The following is an 18,617-nucleotide window of genomic DNA, read 5'->3' as shown; positions in this document are numbered from 1 at the left end:
AATAACGGTTATTTTTTCTTCTTGGTTCGTGTGCTAAGGGGAAGTATTCTCCCAAAACGCCGCGGGAGCGTACGAACCAACCCAAGAAGAAAGACATCTGCAGAATCGGGAAGACATGAAACCCAGAGAAGAGATTTTTTCTCTCTGTTCACAACTGACACCGTTGGCTCTGATCCAGAGGTATTCCTCCGCCACTTCTCATGCTCCTCACGCCAGTCAAGGCCTGAAAAAAGGGCAGAAAAAGAGTCTGCATCAATCGCACCGGAAAAGGCATACTCATCCTCCTGAGCACCTCCACGTTGATAGGTACAAAAAAACATACGCCCCTCGTTCATTACTTTTACTCAAGGCAAAATACATAATTGCCGATATATATATAAAAAAACAGGGATGTTTTTATAGGGGGAATTATGGATAATATGGCGCAATTAACAGAAATAAAAAAGTATCAGCTTTTTCTGTCTCGTTTTCAAAACAAGACAGTGGACCTTAATACAGCAGCCTTCTTATGGATACGTCAATACGCTCGGGCATGGCGGCATACGCACCCTGATGATGCGTAATCATACGCCTCGCCATACAATCTCACCGTTTTTCCAAAGAATCAGCTCTCCCGGTTGCATGGCAGTCCACGCCTCATCTTCTGTAAGCGGTTCAGTGGCGATAAGAGTTACCACATCGCGAGGAGTCGTCTCCCTAGAGAAATCAACCATCATATCACGATCAACCAGTTTTGCCTGGCCAAAGGGGGCACGACGCGTAATCCAGTACAAACTCTTAGAGCAGTACGTAAAAAAACGATCTCCATCGGTAAGCATGGCGTTAAATATGCCCCGCGTATCAAGATCTTGAAAAAATTGGTGTAGGAGCGTACAGAGACGTTTTTCCCCGGGAGGCCGCGCAAGAGCCCGCAACTGATTCATAATCCAACAGAACCCCGCTTCCGAATCAGTGGTTCCTACAGGAGTGTAGTATGTCTGAGGAAGCCCTTTAGAACCACGAAACTGTCCGTTATGAGCAAAGGACCAATACCTCCCCCGCCATTCGCGAATAAAGGGATGAGTATTTACTAGGGAAACAACCCCCACATTTGCTTGACGAATATGTCCAAGGGCCACATCCGCTTTAATAGGAAGTCGTTCCAAAAGCACCGCAAGGTCTGATTGCGATGCCGGAAGAAAGTCATGAAACGCCTGCACTCCGCGTTGCCGATAGAGGCAGAGGCCATACCCGTCACGATGAGGTCCTCGCTCTCCACCGCGGACCCGTAACCCAGAAAATGAAAAGCGGATATCCGTGGGCGTATTGGCGCTCATACCAAGAAGCTGACACATCTATTTCTTCTTCTTTTTCGGGGTTCTCTTCTTCTGATTTCCCCGCGCAAGCCGCTTAAACATCGCTTTTTGTAAAAGGAAGACCCCTTTTTTAATAGGATTTCTCGTGTGCTTTGCCATAACATCAATACTGGTGAGATTGAGTTTCAGCACAACCTCCTGCACGAGGGGATGCAGTTTAAAAAACTCCGCAGACCCTGGCTGTTTTCCTGAGGAGAGAAACGTGTTTAAGGCATTAATGTTTTTGCCAGACAATCGCTTTTGATATACCTGCTGAACCTGTTGCTGCTTTTTAAACAACTCTCGGTGCATGTCCTGTTTATTTGTACGTGATCCTCGTCCAAACATGGGTGGTAGGCCTTTCATTATAGTATAGATTTATAAAATAGCTTATCTCCACCCTAATTGCAAAACTCATCAATACAATTCATCAGTTGTGTATAACTTGGCTTGGCAATGTATCGATCAGCCCCAACACTTTTGCACTTCTCAATCATCTGCTGATTTATCAAGCTGGAAAACACAATAACAGGAATATCTGCATCGGGAAAGTCTTCACGAACTCGCTTGGTTAAGGTGAGTCCATCCATTTTCGGCATTTCTATGTCAGTGAGAATGACCACGCGATGTGTTGCGGAGATAGTTGCAAACTCTTTTCGAAGATATTCAAAAAGATCCAAACCGTTTTCAAAGGATTCTAAAGATGAGAACCCTCCTTCCACAAGTTGCTCTGCCACACTGCTGCGAATCAACTTTGAGTCTTCAGCAAAAAGCACAAATAACTGCTCACGTGTTTTATGACGATCCGGATCACTCACCGCTTTCTGTGGTTTTTCAATAATCATGTCCGGATATATCTGGGAAATAATCTGTTCCAGATCAAGTATCATGATCTCCGTATCATCAATATACACCGACCCAGTGACATGAGAATTGGTAGAAGAAAACTCACTCACCGGGGTGAGATTATCCCAAGAAATACGATAAATTCGGCGGACACCCTGTACTAAGAAGCTGTTTACCACCGCATTAAATTCAGTAACAACGATTATCTCCCGTTCATATTCCTGTACTTTTTCTTTGCCGATGGCCCCTGCTAAATCGATGAGATTAATCGTCTCTTTTCGTTCCCGCCACATACCCAACACCGCGGGATGACTATCAGGAATCGGGGTTACTTTATCGGGAAAATATTGTTGAATGGAACGCACCTTCGCCACATTTATGCCAAAAAGCTGCCCCTGTACTTCCACAACGAGAAATTCCACTTCGTTTGTGCCGGACTCTAAGAGAATATCCTCTTTTTTTTCTGTAAACATTACACCCTCTTCGCAGAGTAAATAGAACACGTAGGTTAGTATAGCATACTGCCCACATATTGCCACCCATTACTTTAAAAAAAAGACCTTTCCCATACTTGCTATTTTCCGGAAAAAACATTCCGAATAGAACACATGGAAAAATGTCAACAAAACAGAGACATCCTCACGGAGAGAACGAAGGAAAGACCGTTCTTTCTATGTGAGGAGTAAAAAAAGCTTGAAATGTGAAAAGAAATAGGCTAAACTGGAAAACATTTCACCAATTCAGGAAAAAAGACAAGGAACAAATAGACATACAAATATGACAATGGTGCTAGATAATACAAAATATATACAGAAGTTTTTAAGTTTTTTTATATATTTAAGAGAGAGAATGTGTTTCATTTATAAACTCGAGGAGAAATTATGCGTAATCGCTCAATGAAAAACGGACTTGCGCTCCTAACAGGCTTATGCCTTGTTGCGGGCTCTGCCTTTGCATCCGAGTATGTCCTTGACGATTTCGAAAACCGCGACGGCGGTTCCGACGTCATGAACTACAATAACGGTGCATGGTATTTGTACGACGACGGAACACCGTCATGGAAAGCATCTTCATGGGATGATGATGCTGGATATTACAACGATGAAAACGGCATGCTTGAAGGCGGATCATCACGGTTTACCCATATTAGCGGAATGGAGATCGGTGAAGTTGGGTATGACACGACGTATCTTCCCGGCGGAACTCACATCCATGAGATATCTAAAAATTACCCCTCTGTAGTGGCAGCTGACGGGATTGGGTATGACGGCGGACGCGGTTTTTCCGCCTCTTTTATCATAGACGAAGAAGTTCGCCCTCAATATGATCACCACGACGATCTGCGTTACAATAACTTTGTCGGTATTGGTACGGGGCTTAAACCTACAGGACAATACGCAATTCTTGAAGAAGGCATGACTATTAGCTTCTACGCAAAGGCAGACCTGCCAGACGAAGCAGAGCTCTTTGAGGAAGATCTTGTGGTTGAATTTTCCGTGGGTACCGCACAAAAGCTTTTTGATTTTCGTGACTGGTCATACAGTGTAAACATTGAAGTTGGCCCTGAGTGGCAGCGCTACGATATTGTTCTTGAGCATGAGCATGATAGTGTTAAATATTTTGATGAGGACAATCATGATCCATCTCGATTCCGCCTCGATCATGCGTGGGCATCACGAGGAGATATCTGGGAACCAGAGATTGATGAAGAAGGAGATATTGAATGGGTACAGCGTGACGGAGAAGATAACCCCGAGCGTCATTTCTTCGGCTTTGAAGCTCCTGATGCAGAGACCTTTGCAGAGTGGGCAGAAGCAGCACCTCGCTGGGATCGTGCCGAACGCCTTCAGTGGTCTGTGGAAGTTCGAACTGGAGATGCTCACACCTCTTCAATTAACAGTGTAGTAAGCGGTGAAGAAGTAACTCTCTACATCGACAACATTACCATATCAGACTACACTCCTGTCTTCGAAGATCAACTTCCCGAAGAAGATGCATGGAACACAGATTTTGGTACGGATGGAAGCCTTATCTGGAACATGGGTCCCACCAACCTCATTGGTGAAGACGATGAAGGAACCTTCAACGCGTGGTATGAATACGGAAGTACCGGTAGCGAGCTTACCCTTGACGAAGTAACAGATGAAACTGATGAGTTGCACATGAATTTCGTCTTGGGTGGTACTGAGGAAACTGAATCCTCTGATGGAGACTTGGTTCTCATTCAGCCCTATGCCGGTCTTGCCATGAATATGTTTACCGCACGCGATGAAAGCGAGTGGTACAATGCGGAAGGACATGGATATGATGGCCTTCGCTTTACCTACTCAACCTCGGCAGAAGTAGAATGGCTTCAGGTTCGTATCTATGATTCAAACGAATTCGAGCAGAGCGGAACCTCCTTTTATGTTGCTGTTCCCGGTACAAATGGGGAAACAAAAACAGCAACGATCTCCTTTGACGACCTCACCCTTCCGTGGTGGAATAGTCAAGATCGCGATAAATCCTTCCGCCCTAATGAAATTGAAAATATCGCCTTTGTCTATCAGGGACAAGAAGCTGATGAAGGCTCTATTGAGATTCACAATGTGCGTTTCGTAGAAGGCACGCACCGTCGTACGCGGGATATCACAGACCTTGTCGTTTCTGATACCCAGCGAGGAGAAACAAACTTCTCACTCCGGGTAGATAGAGATGCGGTGAATCTTGCGATTCCGCAAAACATTGAATCTGCAACCGCCATGATTTACTCTGTCAATGGACAGCTAATACAGACCCAGGACCTTGTAAATAGTGGCTCCGTAGCCTCCATCTCCACAGATAATCTGTCAAACGGAACCTATATTCTCCGTGCAGTTTCAAAGGGTGGAGAGTCTGCCAATTTCGTACGAGCCTTCACGGTTCAACGATAACAAGAAGTACAGACCATGCAGAAAAAAGGGAAGCCTTGAGCTTCCCTTTTTTTATATGAAAAGAAATCAGATTGGCACTGCACTCACCGTACGCAGATATTATTTTTAGACAACTTTGCGGACACAAGGAGCAAGAATGCCAAAACATATTTTTATCACCGGTGGTGTTGTTTCATCTCTTGGAAAAGGGATTACAGCTGCCTCAATCGGTCTCTTATTAAAATCCCGTGGACTGAAAGTAATCCTGCAGAAATTTGACCCCTATTTAAACGTTGACCCCGGCACAATGAACCCCTATGAGCATGGAGAGGTCTACGTAACGGACGATGGGACAGAAACAGACCTGGATCTCGGCCATTACGAACGATTCACCGGCGTCTCTACAAATAAATATTGCAATTTTACGGCGGGAAAAATCTACGACTCCATTCTCCGCAAGGAGCGTCGTGGCGACTTTTTGGGTGGAACAGTACAAGTGGTTCCCCATGTTACCGGTGAGATTTGTCGTGCAATCCATAGTTTTGACAACTCAGATGTAGACATTGTTATTACAGAGATTGGTGGTACAGTTGGCGACATTGAGGGGCTCCCCTTTCTTGAGGCTCTCCGGCAGTTTCGCTTGAAAAAGGGAGCAAAAAATGTCTTCTTTATTCATGTAACTCTCATCCCTTTTCTCAGTAAAGCAGGGGAAGTAAAAACAAAACCAACCCAGCATTCTGTGGGTCGTCTTCGTGAAATCGGGATAATTCCAGATATGCTGGTCTGTCGCACAGAGAAGCATCTACAGCCAGATGTCATGGATAAGCTTTCTCTCTTTTGCAATGTTGACCGCGATAATGTTATTGAGGCCTTTGATGTAGATCAAACGATCTACCAGGTGCCCCTTGCTTACGCAGAACAGAATATTGACACAATTATACTCGACTATTTTGGTCTTGCCTCGGGAAAACGAAGCCTCGACAAATGGCGTGAATATACAGCAAATGTATCTCATGCAACCAGTGAGATCAATATTGCTGTTGTAGGTAAATATTCTGAACTCATTGATGCGTATAAATCTATCCATGAAGCCCTTGACCATAGTGGTGCTCAACATGGTGCGCGCATCCATATTCACAGCATAAAAGCTGAAGATATTGAAGCTGACGGCGCAGAACACTTCCTTGCATCCATGGACGGAATTCTTATCCCCGGCGGTTTTGGCAAACGCGGTCATGAAGGAAAGATAGAGGCGATTCGCTTTGCCCGTGAACAGTCAGTTCCTTTTTTCGGCATCTGCCTTGGCATGCAGATGGCTGTGGTTGAGTTTGCCCGTAATGTCATGGGCCTTGCTGAAGCCAATAGTACAGAACTGAATGAGTCAACAAAAGATGCCGTAATCGCCCTCATGGAAGAACAGCATGCCATTGAGCAGATGGGTGGAACAATGCGTCTTGGCTCCTACCCCTGCCAATTGACACGGGGAAGCCTCGCTCATACCCTGTACGGAGAAGATACGGTTCATGAACGACACCGCCACCGCTTCGAATTTAGCAATAGCTATTATTATATGTTTGAAGAAAAAGGCATGGTGTTTTCTGGTCACTACAAGGAGAAAAACCTTGTTGAAATTGTAGAGCTCACCAACCACCCCTTTTTCATGGGTGTCCAATTTCATCCGGAATTTAAATCCCGCCCTGTGGCACCACACCCTCTATTCTCAGGGTTTGTACACGCGGCAAAAACTTTTCATTCGTCGAAATAAACTTATCGAGGTAGTTGATAATGGTAGAAAGTTCTATTAAAGAAGAGTGTGGTGTATTTGGCATATTCAATCATGAAGATGCGGCAAATTTTACGTATTACGGATTATATGCCCTACAGCACCGTGGACAGGAAGCATCCGGAATTTGCTCATCTGACGGAAAACTACTTAAACGCTATGCAAACTCTGGGCTGGTAAAAGACGTATTTAACGATACTGCCATTATCGACTCACTTGCCGGAACCGCAGCCATTGGCCATAATCGCTACTCCACGACAGGAGGGTCGGGCCTTGAAAACGCACAACCCATGCTGATTGACTTTAAGGCAGGGCAGATCGCCTGTGCGCATAATGGAAATCTGATTAATGCCCAGGAATTACGGACTGAAATGGAAAATGCGGGGTCAATTTTTACCTCGACAAACGACACCGATGTGGTAATGCACCTTATGGCAAACTCGCGCCATAAAACTCTCGACAGCATGATCCTCGACTCCCTTTCAAATGCACTTGGCGCCTATTCCATGCTTTTTTTAACCAAGGACGCCCTGTATGCAGCTCGTGACCACTACGGCATCCGGCCGCTCAGTCTTGGGAAAATAGACGGTGCCTATACGGTTGCCTCTGAAACATGCGCCTTTGATCTCCTCGGCGCCCAAGAGATTCGAGAAATACAACCTGGCGAGATGATCAAGATTACCCGTGATGGGGTCCGATCCTTTGAAATACCAAAGTTTAAACCCGTAAAAACATATGCTCACTGTATTTTTGAGCATATCTATTTTTCCCGTCCTGATTCTCGCATTTTTGGTCAATCCGTAGATGCAGTCCGCCGAGAAATGGGACGACAACTTGCTACGGAAAATCCTGTTGCCGATGCTGACTTTGTAATGAGTGTTCCCGACTCTGCAACAGTGGCAACTCTCGGGTATGCAGAAGAGGCGCAAATACCCTTCCAACATGGCCTTATCAGAAATCATTATGTAGGGCGAACCTTTATCCAGCCAAAGCAGAGCGGCCGTAATTTTGGTGTTCGGGTTAAATTCAATCCTGTTAAATCTCTTATAAAAGGGAAAAAAATTATTGTCGTGGATGACTCCATTGTCCGGGGTACAACCATGCGGAAGATTGTTAAACTCCTCAGAACAGCTGAACCACGTGAAGTGCATTTACGCATTGCTTCGCCACCGGTTCTACACCCCTGCTTTTACGGTATTGATATGCCCCGTAAAGACCAATTTTTGGCGAACAACAAAAATGTGAAAGAGATCGAGTCTTATTTTGATGTTGATTCTCTTGCCTATCTTTCTATAGAAGGGATGCTTGCGGCACTTCCTGAAGATCAGCGCTGTAACTACTGCAAAGCCTGTTTCGACGGTCTCTATCCAGTGACAAAAAATTAATATTCTACACCTTACAGGCTCGCGTATTTTATATTATAACCGATTTCGTTAGTCCTGCTGGCTCAAATTACCGCGGCTACAGTAATTTAACAGCAGAATAATGAAGACATAGAGGAGAAAAGATGTCAAGAAACCTAAAACCAAAAGCAAAAATCGTTCGTCGATTTCGCAGCAATATTTTTGAGAATGAAAAATACTCGCGCATTCTCGACAAAAAACCGGCACCTCCAGGGCCAAAGAAAAAACGTCGTCCCAATGTAAGTGAGTATGGGAAACAACTCGGAGAAAAACAGAAGATTCGGTATAGTTACGGCTTAAGTGAGCGCCAGTTCCGTAATACCTTTAAAAAGGCAAAACAACTCAAGGGTGTTACCGATGGCAACATGATTACGCTCTTAGAGTCACGCCTTGATAATGTGGTATATCGTCTTGGCATGGCCTCTACCCGCTCTCAGGCGCGTCAACTGGTAAATCATAACCACATCCGTGTAAATGGTAAAAAAATGGACATCCCCTCATACACTGTATGTGAAAATGATGTTATTACTGTGCGCGATCGTAACAAAAGTAAAAAGTTAGTACAGGATTACATTGCTGAAAATGCAGGAAAAACAATTCCTGAATGGCTTGAATTCTCTAAGGTTGACGGTACTGGAAAAATACTCCGTAAGCCACAAAGAGAAGACGTGGTTCTTCCCGGAGATATCCAGCTTGTTGTTGAGTTTTACTCAAAATAATACGATATGCAAAGAACTTACCAAAGGCCCATCCAACTGGATGGGCCTTTTTTTATGATAGGTTCAAATCACGACACTCTTATAATAATTATTTTTCTGAAATTTTACGCATATACCATTGATTCATAGATGCTTCCAAAGCTTCATTACTGGAATACTCAAAACCAAAAACCTCTTTCCAAAGTGTTGCATCCTCCATACATAAATAAAAGAATACACTCTCTTTCCACCCAGGGGAGAAACAATTATATGCGTATGAAAACAGCTCTTTTTTAATCTCTCGGGGATATGAAAATCGCCCAGCGATCTCTTCGAAGGGCATTTGCAAGACTCGACTGGGCAGAGCGCGTTGACGAAGTTTTTTCAGAACCGGCTTGATAAATGTTAAGGCTCCAAAGGAAATTGACACAACTTCCGTGGGAGAAAATCGTTCTTGGAGAATCCTACAAATCGTACCATATCCTTCTTTCCACCCGTGATATCTCATCATGGGGTGAAAATGAAAGCCCACACGTATCCCGGCCCGTGCCACTTTCTCAGCAGCATCCAAGCGATCCTGTAAAGATGCAGTATGATGTTCTTCTGCGGAAATAACATCCTGTGGATTTAGTGACCAGGTACAGATTACATTTCGTGGTATTTCATGCTCCAACAACCAATCAACACGATTGGATTTTGTTTTAAGCTCAAGAATGACCTGCTCGTGCGTATCTGCAAAATGCATCAGATCTGCAAGATGATTATTCGTATTGCCCCACATGAGTGAATCGGAAGACTGCCCCGTACCAATATGGTAGATTCGATCTTTTTCCAGAGAAAGCTCCTTAAGGCGCTCAGAAAGACGCGAATCAAAAACCACCTCGCCTCCTGAATAAAAAGACTGAATAGAGCAGTAGGAGCACCCATACCCACACCCCTGTACAGCATCAAGGGTTTTTAAATTACAGCACCTCGTCTTTTCCGACGCCACCGGGCACTCTCCTAAAATTTTCCTACGACGATCTTCACGACGCACCCGTGGAGAAATATCACTGGGCGCAAATCCTTCACCTGAATAAAAAGGGCCCTCGTTTTTTTTCGACTTCCAAAAGGTGTGTATGCACGAAACTGCAGCTCTGGCATTCTGCTTACGTGTCGCCTTATCATTCCACTCTAGCATATTCTTGAGGGGTGTTATAGTACACCCCCACATTTGTAAATCAACGCTCCATATCAAAAGCTGCCGCTTCTGCTGAAAAGTAAATTCATAGGTGTCGGTAACAAACAAGCAAAACTGCCGTACCTCAGTATTAAGACTCTTCCACAAGGGAAGATTTTGGATATCTTCTAACATATAACGCTCCTTCGTACAAGCAAAATATATTACGCCAGATCCTTTTATCTGATACACTCGTGGAAGGAGCACACCTGTGCCCATGGATATCTTGTAAAAAGAGTTGACTTCCCTCAGAGGAGATTGTATTTATAGAGTCAGAAATGCTCTGTCGAAGAGTTACAGGTATTTGCCCTATACCAAAACAAAGGAGTTTTCCATGAAGAAAGTAGTAGGCTTACTAACAGCGGGAGCTGTAGCGATTGCAGCTATTATTATGATTCTTAACGCATCTGATGAGAAAAAACTATCACAGGATCAAGAGAAAGTAGAACGAGGTGCGCGAGGCGTATCCTAAAAACGACAAGAGCACATAGAGAAAAGAGGAGGTAACTCCTCTTTTTTTTCATATTCTTTAGACGCGACTAACACCAAGTTATATATTACATCCGCAATACCCTTTGTAAGGGATTGTTTTTTTTCTGCACATCCTTTGATAATGAACATTTTTTTAGACCATATATATTTTGATCACTTTCTGTTCATTTTTCAAAAGCCTCTTTCCAAGGCAGGTGTGGCGGAAAAGCACTCTACAGAGATGTAACAATTGCGTATATTAACGGGGAATCTTATATGCGAGGTAGTATGAAACTAATCCAGTGGTGTTGTACCGTATTTCTGCTTGTGCCCATCGGTATAGCTGCCAATTCTGAAGAGATGCAGCGACGTGAGATCATGCGCGAAATTGAACAGTACCGATCCCGTATTGATAATATTGATATGGAGATTGCCGATACGGAATCTCGTATTAAAGATGATTCCGCCTCTTTTATCTCCTATACAGCACGCATAGACTCTGTGAGAAACCTTCGTAGCACCCGTATTGACTCTCTAACAGAGGAGATTCAGAAAGAGAAGGTACGGAAAGACTCTCTCACCGCCCACACGGGAAGTCTTGCTCGACGCATTCGGTCGTATCGATATCGGGAACAACAGTTTTCAAGCCACCTCATGGCGAGTATGGAACGGTATCACGACAGCCTTTCTCTGCTGCCACCAAGTATTGCAGAATCTCCCATGCGTGACCTTACCATGCTCAAACAAGATGTTGACGATGGTTCTGCTGCGCCCGGTGAAGCAGTTGATCGTCTTTGGCTTATCTTAAACCGATTTTCCACAGGCCGGTTCAGTATTGATAGCTGGAGTGCCCCTTCGGCATATGAAGGAATAGACGGCTCTGCCCACTACCTTCGTGTAGGATACGCCTTTCTTGCCTGTGTAGACGCAGCAGGAAAACGCGGGGCCTACTGGAGTCCACGGAAAATGTCTTGGGTATCTTTTGAGGATGCAGGCTATGCTGAGACGATTCTTCGTGCTATCCAAATGCGTGAAGATCGAGATATACCCGACATAATTCCTCTTCCCATCCCCTATATATCGACCCTTGAAGAAGGAGTTTCCCATGAGTAAAAGATCCCTGTTACTGCTCCTTTTTCTTCTTATACCGATATTTAGTGAAGATACCCCCTTAGAAGATCTCTATTCAGAGCTTGAGTATCTCCGCGAACGCTACCATGATCGACAAAGCACCTTTGAACACCTCACGCGAACACGGTGGAATCAAAAGGAGGAACACACTCGTCTGCGAAAACGAAATAGAGATCACTTGGAAGAGCTACAGACAGAGAGTGAGGAGCTGCTCCGCTCACTTACATCAAAACGGGAAAATCAAAAAGTAATTCGTAGTGAAATTTCTAGCCAAGAAGAAGAGATACAACGGCTTCAGCATACATGGAAAGAGATTGTACGAGCAGTGGAGGAAAAGGATCGTCAATATAGCGACTACATCTCTCAGGATTTTCCCTTGCACAAGGACTCTCTCTTTGTTGCTCACCGGGCGCTTCAGGACGAACTCTCTCCTCAACAAAATCCCGGAACCTATTATACCACCCTTCTTGATTTAAAAGTATCTCGCTTCATGGAGAGCCGCTTCAGCCAGTGGTTTCGAACAAGGGTTGTGCTTCCTGAAGAGGAAATTCAAGACATGCGGGTTCTTCGTATTGGCCATGCCGTGGCATACGGGATTGTAGACACAAGTCAATACTACCTCAATTTCCTTGGAGAAGATCGTGCCAACCCTTTTGAATGGCAGCGGGTTGCCGATCAAAGCCATGGTCAAATGATTGATCAGATTTTCTCCAGTCACGTATCTCCAGAGGAGGGGCAACTCCTTTCCCTCCCCCTTGACCCCGTCCAAACCACCCAAACCCGAGATATGCTTGGGCGTGAGGAGATGACAACATGGGAGTATCTACAAGATTTTATTGAGAAGGGCGGATTTATGATGGCCCCGCTTGGGGTGATGATGCTGTGGGCCCTTGTGTTGGTTGTCAATCGTTTGATTGTATATCACGTGCGTCATAAACGCAGTTATACCTTTATTAACAAGGCTGTGCAGTTTTTGGAGAAGGGCGATATAGAGGGAGCGAAAACCTTGGCTGAAAAAAATTCTGGGGTGTTAGCACGAATCTTACAAAACTCTATTGAACATTCTGAGCGGAATCGAGCTTCTGCAGAAAAGGCCGTGAAGGAAATTCTCCTTACCGAAATACCCATCTTGGAAAAACATCTCGACACCCTTGCCGTTATTGCTGCATCGGCCCCACTTATGGGGCTCTTAGGAACCGTGACAGGGATGATTCGTATGTTTACTGATATTACCCGCTTCGGTACCGGGGACCCACAACTGCTTGCCGGAGGTATATCAGAGGCGCTGGTAACCACCGAGACAGGCTTAATTATTGCAATTCCTGTACTCTTGCTACATAATTTTCTCCGCAATAGACGAAACCGAATACAATCTGATATTGAGATGTATGCAATGCGAATATTAAACCGTCTATGGCCAGCAGAATAGGTGTACTAATGCGTTTCATTGAATTGTTTTACGACTATTACGTCCATACTGCTGGAGTGGTGAGCCTCCTCATCTTTTTTGTATCACTGGTAATCTTTTTTCTTTCCTTTGATACCCTATTCTACTACATGCATGTTGAAAAAAACCTCCCCACACCTGAAAAAATTAAGGAATACCTCCAAAGAAAAGAGCATGGAAGCGATACACAACTACCACCATGGTTTACCCTCTCCTTTATGGATATGGACTCCTATGAAAGAGATGCTCGATCATCCCGTCAATTTTTTATTAATCGGTATCGTGAAGTATTATTACGGGAGGTCCCCCTGCTTGAAAAAAACCTTGATATTATCGCTGCATGGGTAACCGTAGCCCCCTTACTAGGCTTATTAGGAACCGTTGTGGGAATGGTGCAAACATTCTCACTTATAACAGAACATGGTATCGGCAACCCCCACATCCTTTCAGGGGGTATATCTATTGCCTTACTTACGACACAAACAGGTCTTTTAATAGCCTTTCCCGGCATGTTAATACACAACTATCTCAAAGGACGAAAAGAGCGTATTGTCCATACGCTCATTCATGCAGGAGAAGCAATTATAACCATGGGAGAAGAACATGTTTGATGATTACGGCTTTATCCAAAAAGAGTCCAAGGCTGCTCATGTCGATATGGGCCCACTTCTCGATATGGTGTTTATTCTTCTTATCTTCTTTGTTATAACAACCAATTTTACCCGTGAGACAGGTATAGATGTTGACAAGCCCCAAGCGGCAAGCTCCGTGGCGCAAGGTAACGAAACAATCCTTGTCGGTGTTTCCCGTGAGGGTAGCATTCATATTCACGGCAGGCAAGTAGACACACAAGAACTGGAGCGGCTCCTCCGAAGCGAACGGGCGCGCATCCCCTCAGCCACCGTTATTATTGTTGGTGATCGCGGTTCTCCCTTGGGGCGTTCCGTTGAAATTATGGACATTGTGAACACTGCAGGGTTTGACCGGGTTTCCCTTGCGGCTGATAGAAATTAACCATGAGATATACTCAATACCTTATGAAGATAGCACAGCTCATAGCAAAATCTGCCTTGGCCCTGCTCGTTACATTTCTTCTTTTCATGATTATTCCCATTGCGCAAGACATGTCTCAAGATCGTCCCCCCAAGGAAGAGGACTCAATACAGGTTGAACAGACAATAGTCTTTGAAGAACCGCAGGAAGAAACACCGCCGCAACCACAAGAGGAAAGCCCTGATATGAACCCCTTAGCAACCTCCATGAGTCGCCCGGCCCGGGATCTTGATATGGATTTCTCCCCCGATCTGGGCGTTGGCGATGGGGGGAGTATTATTGGAGGTGGTCAAGGGGTACGTACCAGTGTGATGGAAGAGGGAGATGCAGACACGCCTCCTGCTCCAATTCGCCGAGAACCCGTTGCCTATCCCCGCGCGGCCCGCAGGCAAGGCATAGAAGGAACAGTGGTAGTGACCTTTGTAGTAGATATCAGCGGCGCAGTGAGCAACATCCAATTTGAAGAACTTCCCCATCCCCTGTTTGAGTCTCCCGTACGTGAAACTCTCCAGCGGTGGCGGTTCCGTCCCGGTGTGTTTGAGGGGATGCCCGTGGCGGTACGAGTACGGCAAAGTATCAATTTTAGCTTGGAGTGATATGAAACTGTTACTGCTGATCCTCTTTTGTACAGCCCCGCTTACGGCAAAATCTCTTCTTGACCAAGCTGCAGAGAAATATCAAGCCGGGGCCTATACAGAGGCAATTACCCTGTATAAGGAAGCCGTACGTACGGGCCTTCGCCCTGCCCTTGCCTATTTTAATATGGGAAATGCATACTACAGCCGTGGAGATATACCTCAGGCAATCGCAGCATACCGCTTTTCCATCCTTGAAGCACCGGGGTTTCTTCGGCCCTATCATAATTTGGCAGTGCTGCTTTTTTCACAGGAAGCATATGCGGAAACAATTGCCCTTCTTGAACGAGCAATGCGCCTTGAAACAGAACCAAATACAGAAATGATGGCTCTTCTGGGAAGTGCCTATTACAAACTAAGCCATTACGAAAAAGCGATTCCTCTCTTTGTGCAACTTGCCGAAATGGGCGAAGCACATGCTGATATATATTATCTACTCTACACAATGTACGAAGAGCTCAAAGACCGTGAGCAGTCTCGCTTTTGGTTACAAAACTATCCTGAAGATCGGGAACGGGATTTCTACGATAAATACACCCTTCTGTCAGACCACGCCTTCGATACGGAACAGTACGACCAGGCCCTTCTCTATATCGACTATCTTATCGAATCGGGAGTGGCAAAGCAATGGAATCTGTATCGATATATTGAAATTCTCGGCATTTCAAACCGTCCTTATGTAGCCGTCATGAAGGCGCACGAATTTTTAGAAAGCACGCCCGACTTTCCGCAACTCGCCCTCCTAGCCGGTAATATCGCCTTTGAAGAAGGCCTGTACAACGAAGCTGAAACATTTTTCCAAAAAGCCTATGTAGCCGGAGCCCCACAGTCAATTCAAGGGTTAGAAAATATTTATGCCGCATACGGGCGCATGGGGGTCTCCCACGAACAGAAGCGGATACAAGAACTCCTCAAGACCCTCTCTCAGTAAGGTCTATCTCAAAACAACTGGAAAAACTCTGCTTCTATTTCCTGTACAAATATGTATATTACTTGAGGAGATATTACCTTTACAGATGATGGTACCTATGGCAAATACACAGAGCGATATAATCATATATGATACGACCCTCCGAGATGGAAACCAAGCCATCGGCTTGGGCCTCTCGTTGCAAGACAAACTTGAAATTTCTGAAAAACTGGATGCCTTGGGACTTCACTATATTGAAGGCGGATGGCCCAACCCCACGAATGAGATTGATACGAAGTTTTACCGTGAAGTAAAGAAACTCAATCTATCTGCTAAGATAGCCGCTTTCGGCAGCACCAAGCGACCTCATACCGCAGTTGATAAGGACCCCTTTCTCGCGGATATTATTCAAGCAGATGCCCCCGTAGCAACAATCTACGGGAAATCATGGGATCTCCATGTCCATGATGTTATCAGGTGTACAGAAGAAGAAAATCTCACCATGATTTATGAATCGGTGTCCCACTTAAAACGATATAAAGATGAAGTCATTTTTGATGCTGAACATTTTTTTGACGGGTATCTAAACAACCCCGACTACGCCATCAAATCTTTACAGGCTGCTCAGGAAGCAGGCGCGCACTGCCTGGTACTTTGTGACACAAACGGTGGAACCCTTCCGGGTGATTTTACCAGAATTGTGCAAGCTGTACAGCAGGAAGTTTCTGCCCCCCTTGGGGTACATGTTCACAACGATACAGGTTGTGCTGAGGCCAACTCAATTATCGGCGCAGAGCTTGGAGCAACCCATATTCAGGGAACAATTAACGGGCTGGGAGAACGGTGCGGAAATGCCAATCTCTGCACAATAATTCCAGCACTACAAATTAAAAAAGGGTATGACCTTATTTCCGATGAACAGATGAGAAGCCTGCGTGAAACCTCTATCTATGTAGGAGAAATCGCAAATGCGGGATACAACTTTCGTGCACCCTTTGTAGGTGAAGCGGCATTCTCCCATAAAGCCGGGGCCCATGTTGATGGGGTGCGAAAAAATCGGAAGGCCTTTGAGCACATGTCTCCAGAGCTCGTGGGAAACAAACGCCACTTTGTGATATCAGACCAGGCCGGTAGCGGCACAATTATCGAGAAACTTACGGGTATTCGTCCCGATATCGATAAAAAAGACCCCTTAGTAAAACGGCTCTTGAACACCATTAAAGAGATGGAACAACAGGGATATCACTTTGAAGCTGCTGATGGAACATTCCAACTCTTAGTTCATAAAGAGCTGGGCGATTTTCAAGACCCCTTTATTGTTAAGGGGTTTCGTGTCATTGAGGATGTTCGCTGTGACGGTCACCCCTTATCTGAAGCAACAATAAAAATTGTTGAAAACATTAAAGGCTGTGAGAAAACGGTGCACACCGCTGCAGAGGGAAATGGCCCGGTTGACGCCTTAAACCACGCCCTGCGAAAAGCAATAACAGAGATATACCCCGAATTAACGCATATGCATCTTGAAGATTACAAGGTTCGTGTCCTTGCCGGCAGTGCCGGAACAGCAGCAAAGGTCCGGGTGCTCATTGAGTCTACCGACGGGAATGATCGTTGGGGAACAATTGGTGTTTCAGGCAATATTATAGAAGCATCTTGGATTGCCTTGGTTGACAGTATTAAGTACAAACTACTCAAAGACCGAAATATTATTCGATCATAAGGAAGTATCCATGACAGACAAAAAAATATCCCCTGGAGTGAACTCGGATTTTCCTATAGTGAAACAGATTCATTCTACCGACTCTCCTTTCGACAGGGTGAGTGGAAAGCTCCTGAGCGGGTTACCAATCCCATGATCTCCCTTCATGTTGCCGCAACTGCCCTGCACTACGGCCAGGAAGCCTTTGAAGGATTAAAAGTTTTCACCCAAAAAGATGGATCAGTAAGCGCCTTTCGCCCTGATCAAAATGCACAACGACTCAACTCCTCTGCGCGACGGCTCTTAATGGAAGAAGTCCCTCAGGATCTTTTTCTTGAGGCCCTCACCCTGCTGGCGCGGGATAATAGTACGTACATACCTCCCTACGGAACAGGAGCAAGCTTCTACGTGCGTCCTCTCCTCATAGGAACAACTCCGCGGATCGGTGTGCAACCCGCCGATGAGTATGATCTGTACATGCTCGGTATGCCCGTTGGCCCATATTATAAGGACGGATTTTACCCCGTACAGGCATGTATCCAAGACGAATTTGATCGAGCAGCTCCACACGGCGTAGGCAATGTTAAAGCCGGCGGCAACTACGCCGCAGGAATGATGGGTGACCTCTATGGAAAAAAGCGGGGCTATCCCATATCACTCTATCTTGATTCTGCCAGCCATCAATACATCGATGAATTTGGAACCTCAAATTTTATCGGCATTACCGATGACGCCACGTACGTAACCCCCAAATCTCCCTCGATATTACCAAGCATCACCAATGTATCCCTGCAAACCCTTGCACAGGATATGGGAATGCGTGTAGAGAAACGTCCGGTTCATTTGGACGAACTCACCAGATTTCGTGAAGTTGGTGCGTGTGGGACCGCTGCAGTCATAACCCCAGTGTACTCCATAGTATATGGCGATACCACCTACACCTATGGTACACCGGATACGGCAGGAGAAACCTTAACAAAACTCTACGAAGAACTACAAGGTATCCAGTATGGTGATCGGGAAGATCCTCATCAGTGGATGTACCGCCTGTAACCGTTCTCAGAGCCCTCACGTAAAAATTCTGCCCCCAGGGGTAG

19 protein-coding genes are annotated in these 18,617 nt (G+C 45.3%); 14 read left to right on the top strand and 5 right to left on the bottom strand.

The window, feature by feature from the left end; translation table 11 throughout:
* Positions 1-8: 8 nt before the first annotated feature.
* Complete coding sequence (locus CALK_RS07680) at positions 9-320, bottom strand: hypothetical protein (RefSeq protein WP_022637114.1); 312 nt, start codon at positions 318-320, stop codon at positions 9-11.
* Between the two features lie 90 nt (positions 321-410).
* On the opposite strand from CALK_RS07680, the gene CALK_RS12895 reads away from it, so the two are divergent.
* A complete protein-coding gene (locus CALK_RS12895) occupies positions 411-563 on the top strand; it encodes a hypothetical protein (protein ID WP_022637113.1) in 153 nt (50 codons plus the stop codon).
* Here the strand turns inward: CALK_RS12895 and CALK_RS07675 are convergent, their stop codons facing one another.
* The 3 genes from CALK_RS07675 to CALK_RS07665 are packed head-to-tail and all read right to left on the bottom strand — an operon-like array spanning position 564 to position 2,653.
* A complete protein-coding gene (locus CALK_RS07675; RefSeq protein WP_022637112.1) occupies positions 564-1,334 on the bottom strand; it encodes a class II glutamine amidotransferase in 771 nt (256 codons plus the stop codon). It lies immediately after the preceding gene.
* Complete coding sequence (locus CALK_RS07670) at positions 1,335-1,682, bottom strand: hypothetical protein (RefSeq protein ID WP_022637111.1); 348 nt, start codon at positions 1,680-1,682, stop codon at positions 1,335-1,337.
* A 53-nt stretch (positions 1,683-1,735) separates the two neighbouring features.
* Positions 1,736-2,653 (bottom strand): chemotaxis protein CheV, encoded by a 918-nt coding sequence (locus tag CALK_RS07665; RefSeq protein WP_022637110.1) that lies wholly within the window; start codon positions 2,651-2,653, stop codon positions 1,736-1,738.
* 408 nt (positions 2,654-3,061) lie between these two features.
* On the opposite strand from CALK_RS07665, the gene CALK_RS07660 reads away from it, so the two are divergent.
* From CALK_RS07660 to rpsD, 4 genes are all read left to right on the top strand, one after another.
* Entirely contained in the window at positions 3,062-5,092 is a 2,031-nt protein-coding gene (locus tag CALK_RS07660; RefSeq protein ID WP_022637109.1) for a T9SS type A sorting domain-containing protein, read from the top strand.
* A 136-nt stretch (positions 5,093-5,228) separates the two neighbouring features.
* Positions 5,229-6,836, top strand: coding sequence for a CTP synthase (locus tag CALK_RS07655; RefSeq protein WP_022637108.1), 1,608 nt, complete (start codon positions 5,229-5,231; stop codon positions 6,834-6,836).
* Between the two features lie 20 nt (positions 6,837-6,856).
* On the top strand, positions 6,857-8,239 hold the full coding sequence (gene purF / locus CALK_RS07650; protein WP_022637107.1) for an amidophosphoribosyltransferase: 1,383 nt from the start codon (positions 6,857-6,859) through the stop codon (positions 8,237-8,239).
* 122 nt (positions 8,240-8,361) lie between these two features.
* A complete protein-coding gene (rpsD, locus tag CALK_RS07645; protein ID WP_022637106.1) occupies positions 8,362-8,976 on the top strand; it encodes a 30S ribosomal protein S4 in 615 nt (204 codons plus the stop codon).
* Positions 8,977-9,064: 88 nt separating this feature from the next.
* Here rpsD and CALK_RS07640 read toward each other — a convergent pair whose 3' ends face one another.
* On the bottom strand, positions 9,065-10,309 hold the full coding sequence (locus CALK_RS07640) for an SPL family radical SAM protein (protein WP_022637105.1): 1,245 nt from the start codon (positions 10,307-10,309) through the stop codon (positions 9,065-9,067).
* Positions 10,310-10,508: 199 nt separating this feature from the next.
* Between CALK_RS07640 and CALK_RS12890 the strand changes: the two genes are divergently transcribed.
* The 9 genes from CALK_RS12890 (at position 10,509) to CALK_RS07600 (ending at position 18,573) form a co-directional block, all read left to right on the top strand.
* Positions 10,509-10,646 (top strand): hypothetical protein, encoded by a 138-nt coding sequence (locus CALK_RS12890; protein ID WP_022637104.1) that lies wholly within the window; start codon positions 10,509-10,511, stop codon positions 10,644-10,646.
* A gap of 287 nt (positions 10,647-10,933) precedes the next feature.
* Positions 10,934-11,758, top strand: a complete 825-nt coding sequence (locus CALK_RS07635; RefSeq protein WP_162146718.1) for a DUF3450 family protein — start codon at positions 10,934-10,936, stop codon at positions 11,756-11,758.
* Positions 11,751-13,205 (top strand): MotA/TolQ/ExbB proton channel family protein, encoded by a 1,455-nt coding sequence (locus CALK_RS13195; RefSeq protein ID WP_022637101.1) that lies wholly within the window; start codon positions 11,751-11,753, stop codon positions 13,203-13,205. The genes CALK_RS07635 and CALK_RS13195 overlap by 8 nt, the downstream gene beginning before the upstream one ends.
* A gap of 8 nt (positions 13,206-13,213) precedes the next feature.
* Positions 13,214-13,834: a MotA/TolQ/ExbB proton channel family protein gene (locus CALK_RS12235; RefSeq protein WP_022637100.1), complete on the top strand. Its 621-nt coding sequence runs from the start codon at positions 13,214-13,216 to the stop codon at positions 13,832-13,834.
* Positions 13,827-14,237 (top strand): ExbD/TolR family protein, encoded by a 411-nt coding sequence (locus tag CALK_RS07620; RefSeq protein WP_022637099.1) that lies wholly within the window; start codon positions 13,827-13,829, stop codon positions 14,235-14,237. The genes CALK_RS12235 and CALK_RS07620 overlap by 8 nt, the downstream gene beginning before the upstream one ends.
* Positions 14,238-14,239: 2 nt before the next feature.
* On the top strand, positions 14,240-14,872 hold the full coding sequence (locus CALK_RS07615) for an energy transducer TonB (protein WP_022637098.1): 633 nt from the start codon (positions 14,240-14,242) through the stop codon (positions 14,870-14,872).
* Between the two features lies 1 nt (position 14,873).
* On the top strand, positions 14,874-15,842 hold the full coding sequence (locus CALK_RS07610) for a tetratricopeptide repeat protein (protein ID WP_022637097.1): 969 nt from the start codon (positions 14,874-14,876) through the stop codon (positions 15,840-15,842).
* 97 nt (positions 15,843-15,939) lie between these two features.
* Positions 15,940-17,541 (top strand): citramalate synthase, encoded by a 1,602-nt coding sequence (gene cimA, locus CALK_RS07605; protein WP_034637347.1) that lies wholly within the window; start codon positions 15,940-15,942, stop codon positions 17,539-17,541.
* 6 nt (positions 17,542-17,547) lie between these two features.
* Positions 17,548-18,573 carry a branched-chain amino acid aminotransferase gene (locus tag CALK_RS07600; RefSeq protein ID WP_034637345.1) on the top strand — a complete coding sequence of 342 codons (1,026 nt, stop codon included), beginning with the start codon at positions 17,548-17,550 and terminating at the stop codon, positions 18,571-18,573.
* Positions 18,574-18,617: the final 44 nt, after the last annotated feature.

The sequence above is a fragment of the Chitinivibrio alkaliphilus ACht1 genome (genome assembly GCF_000474745.1).
In the GTDB taxonomy this organism is placed as follows: domain Bacteria; phylum Fibrobacterota; class Chitinivibrionia; order Chitinivibrionales; family Chitinivibrionaceae; genus Chitinivibrio; species Chitinivibrio alkaliphilus.
Note: the sequence above shows the minus strand (reverse complement) of the source record. Positions and strands in the feature narration are given on the sequence as shown.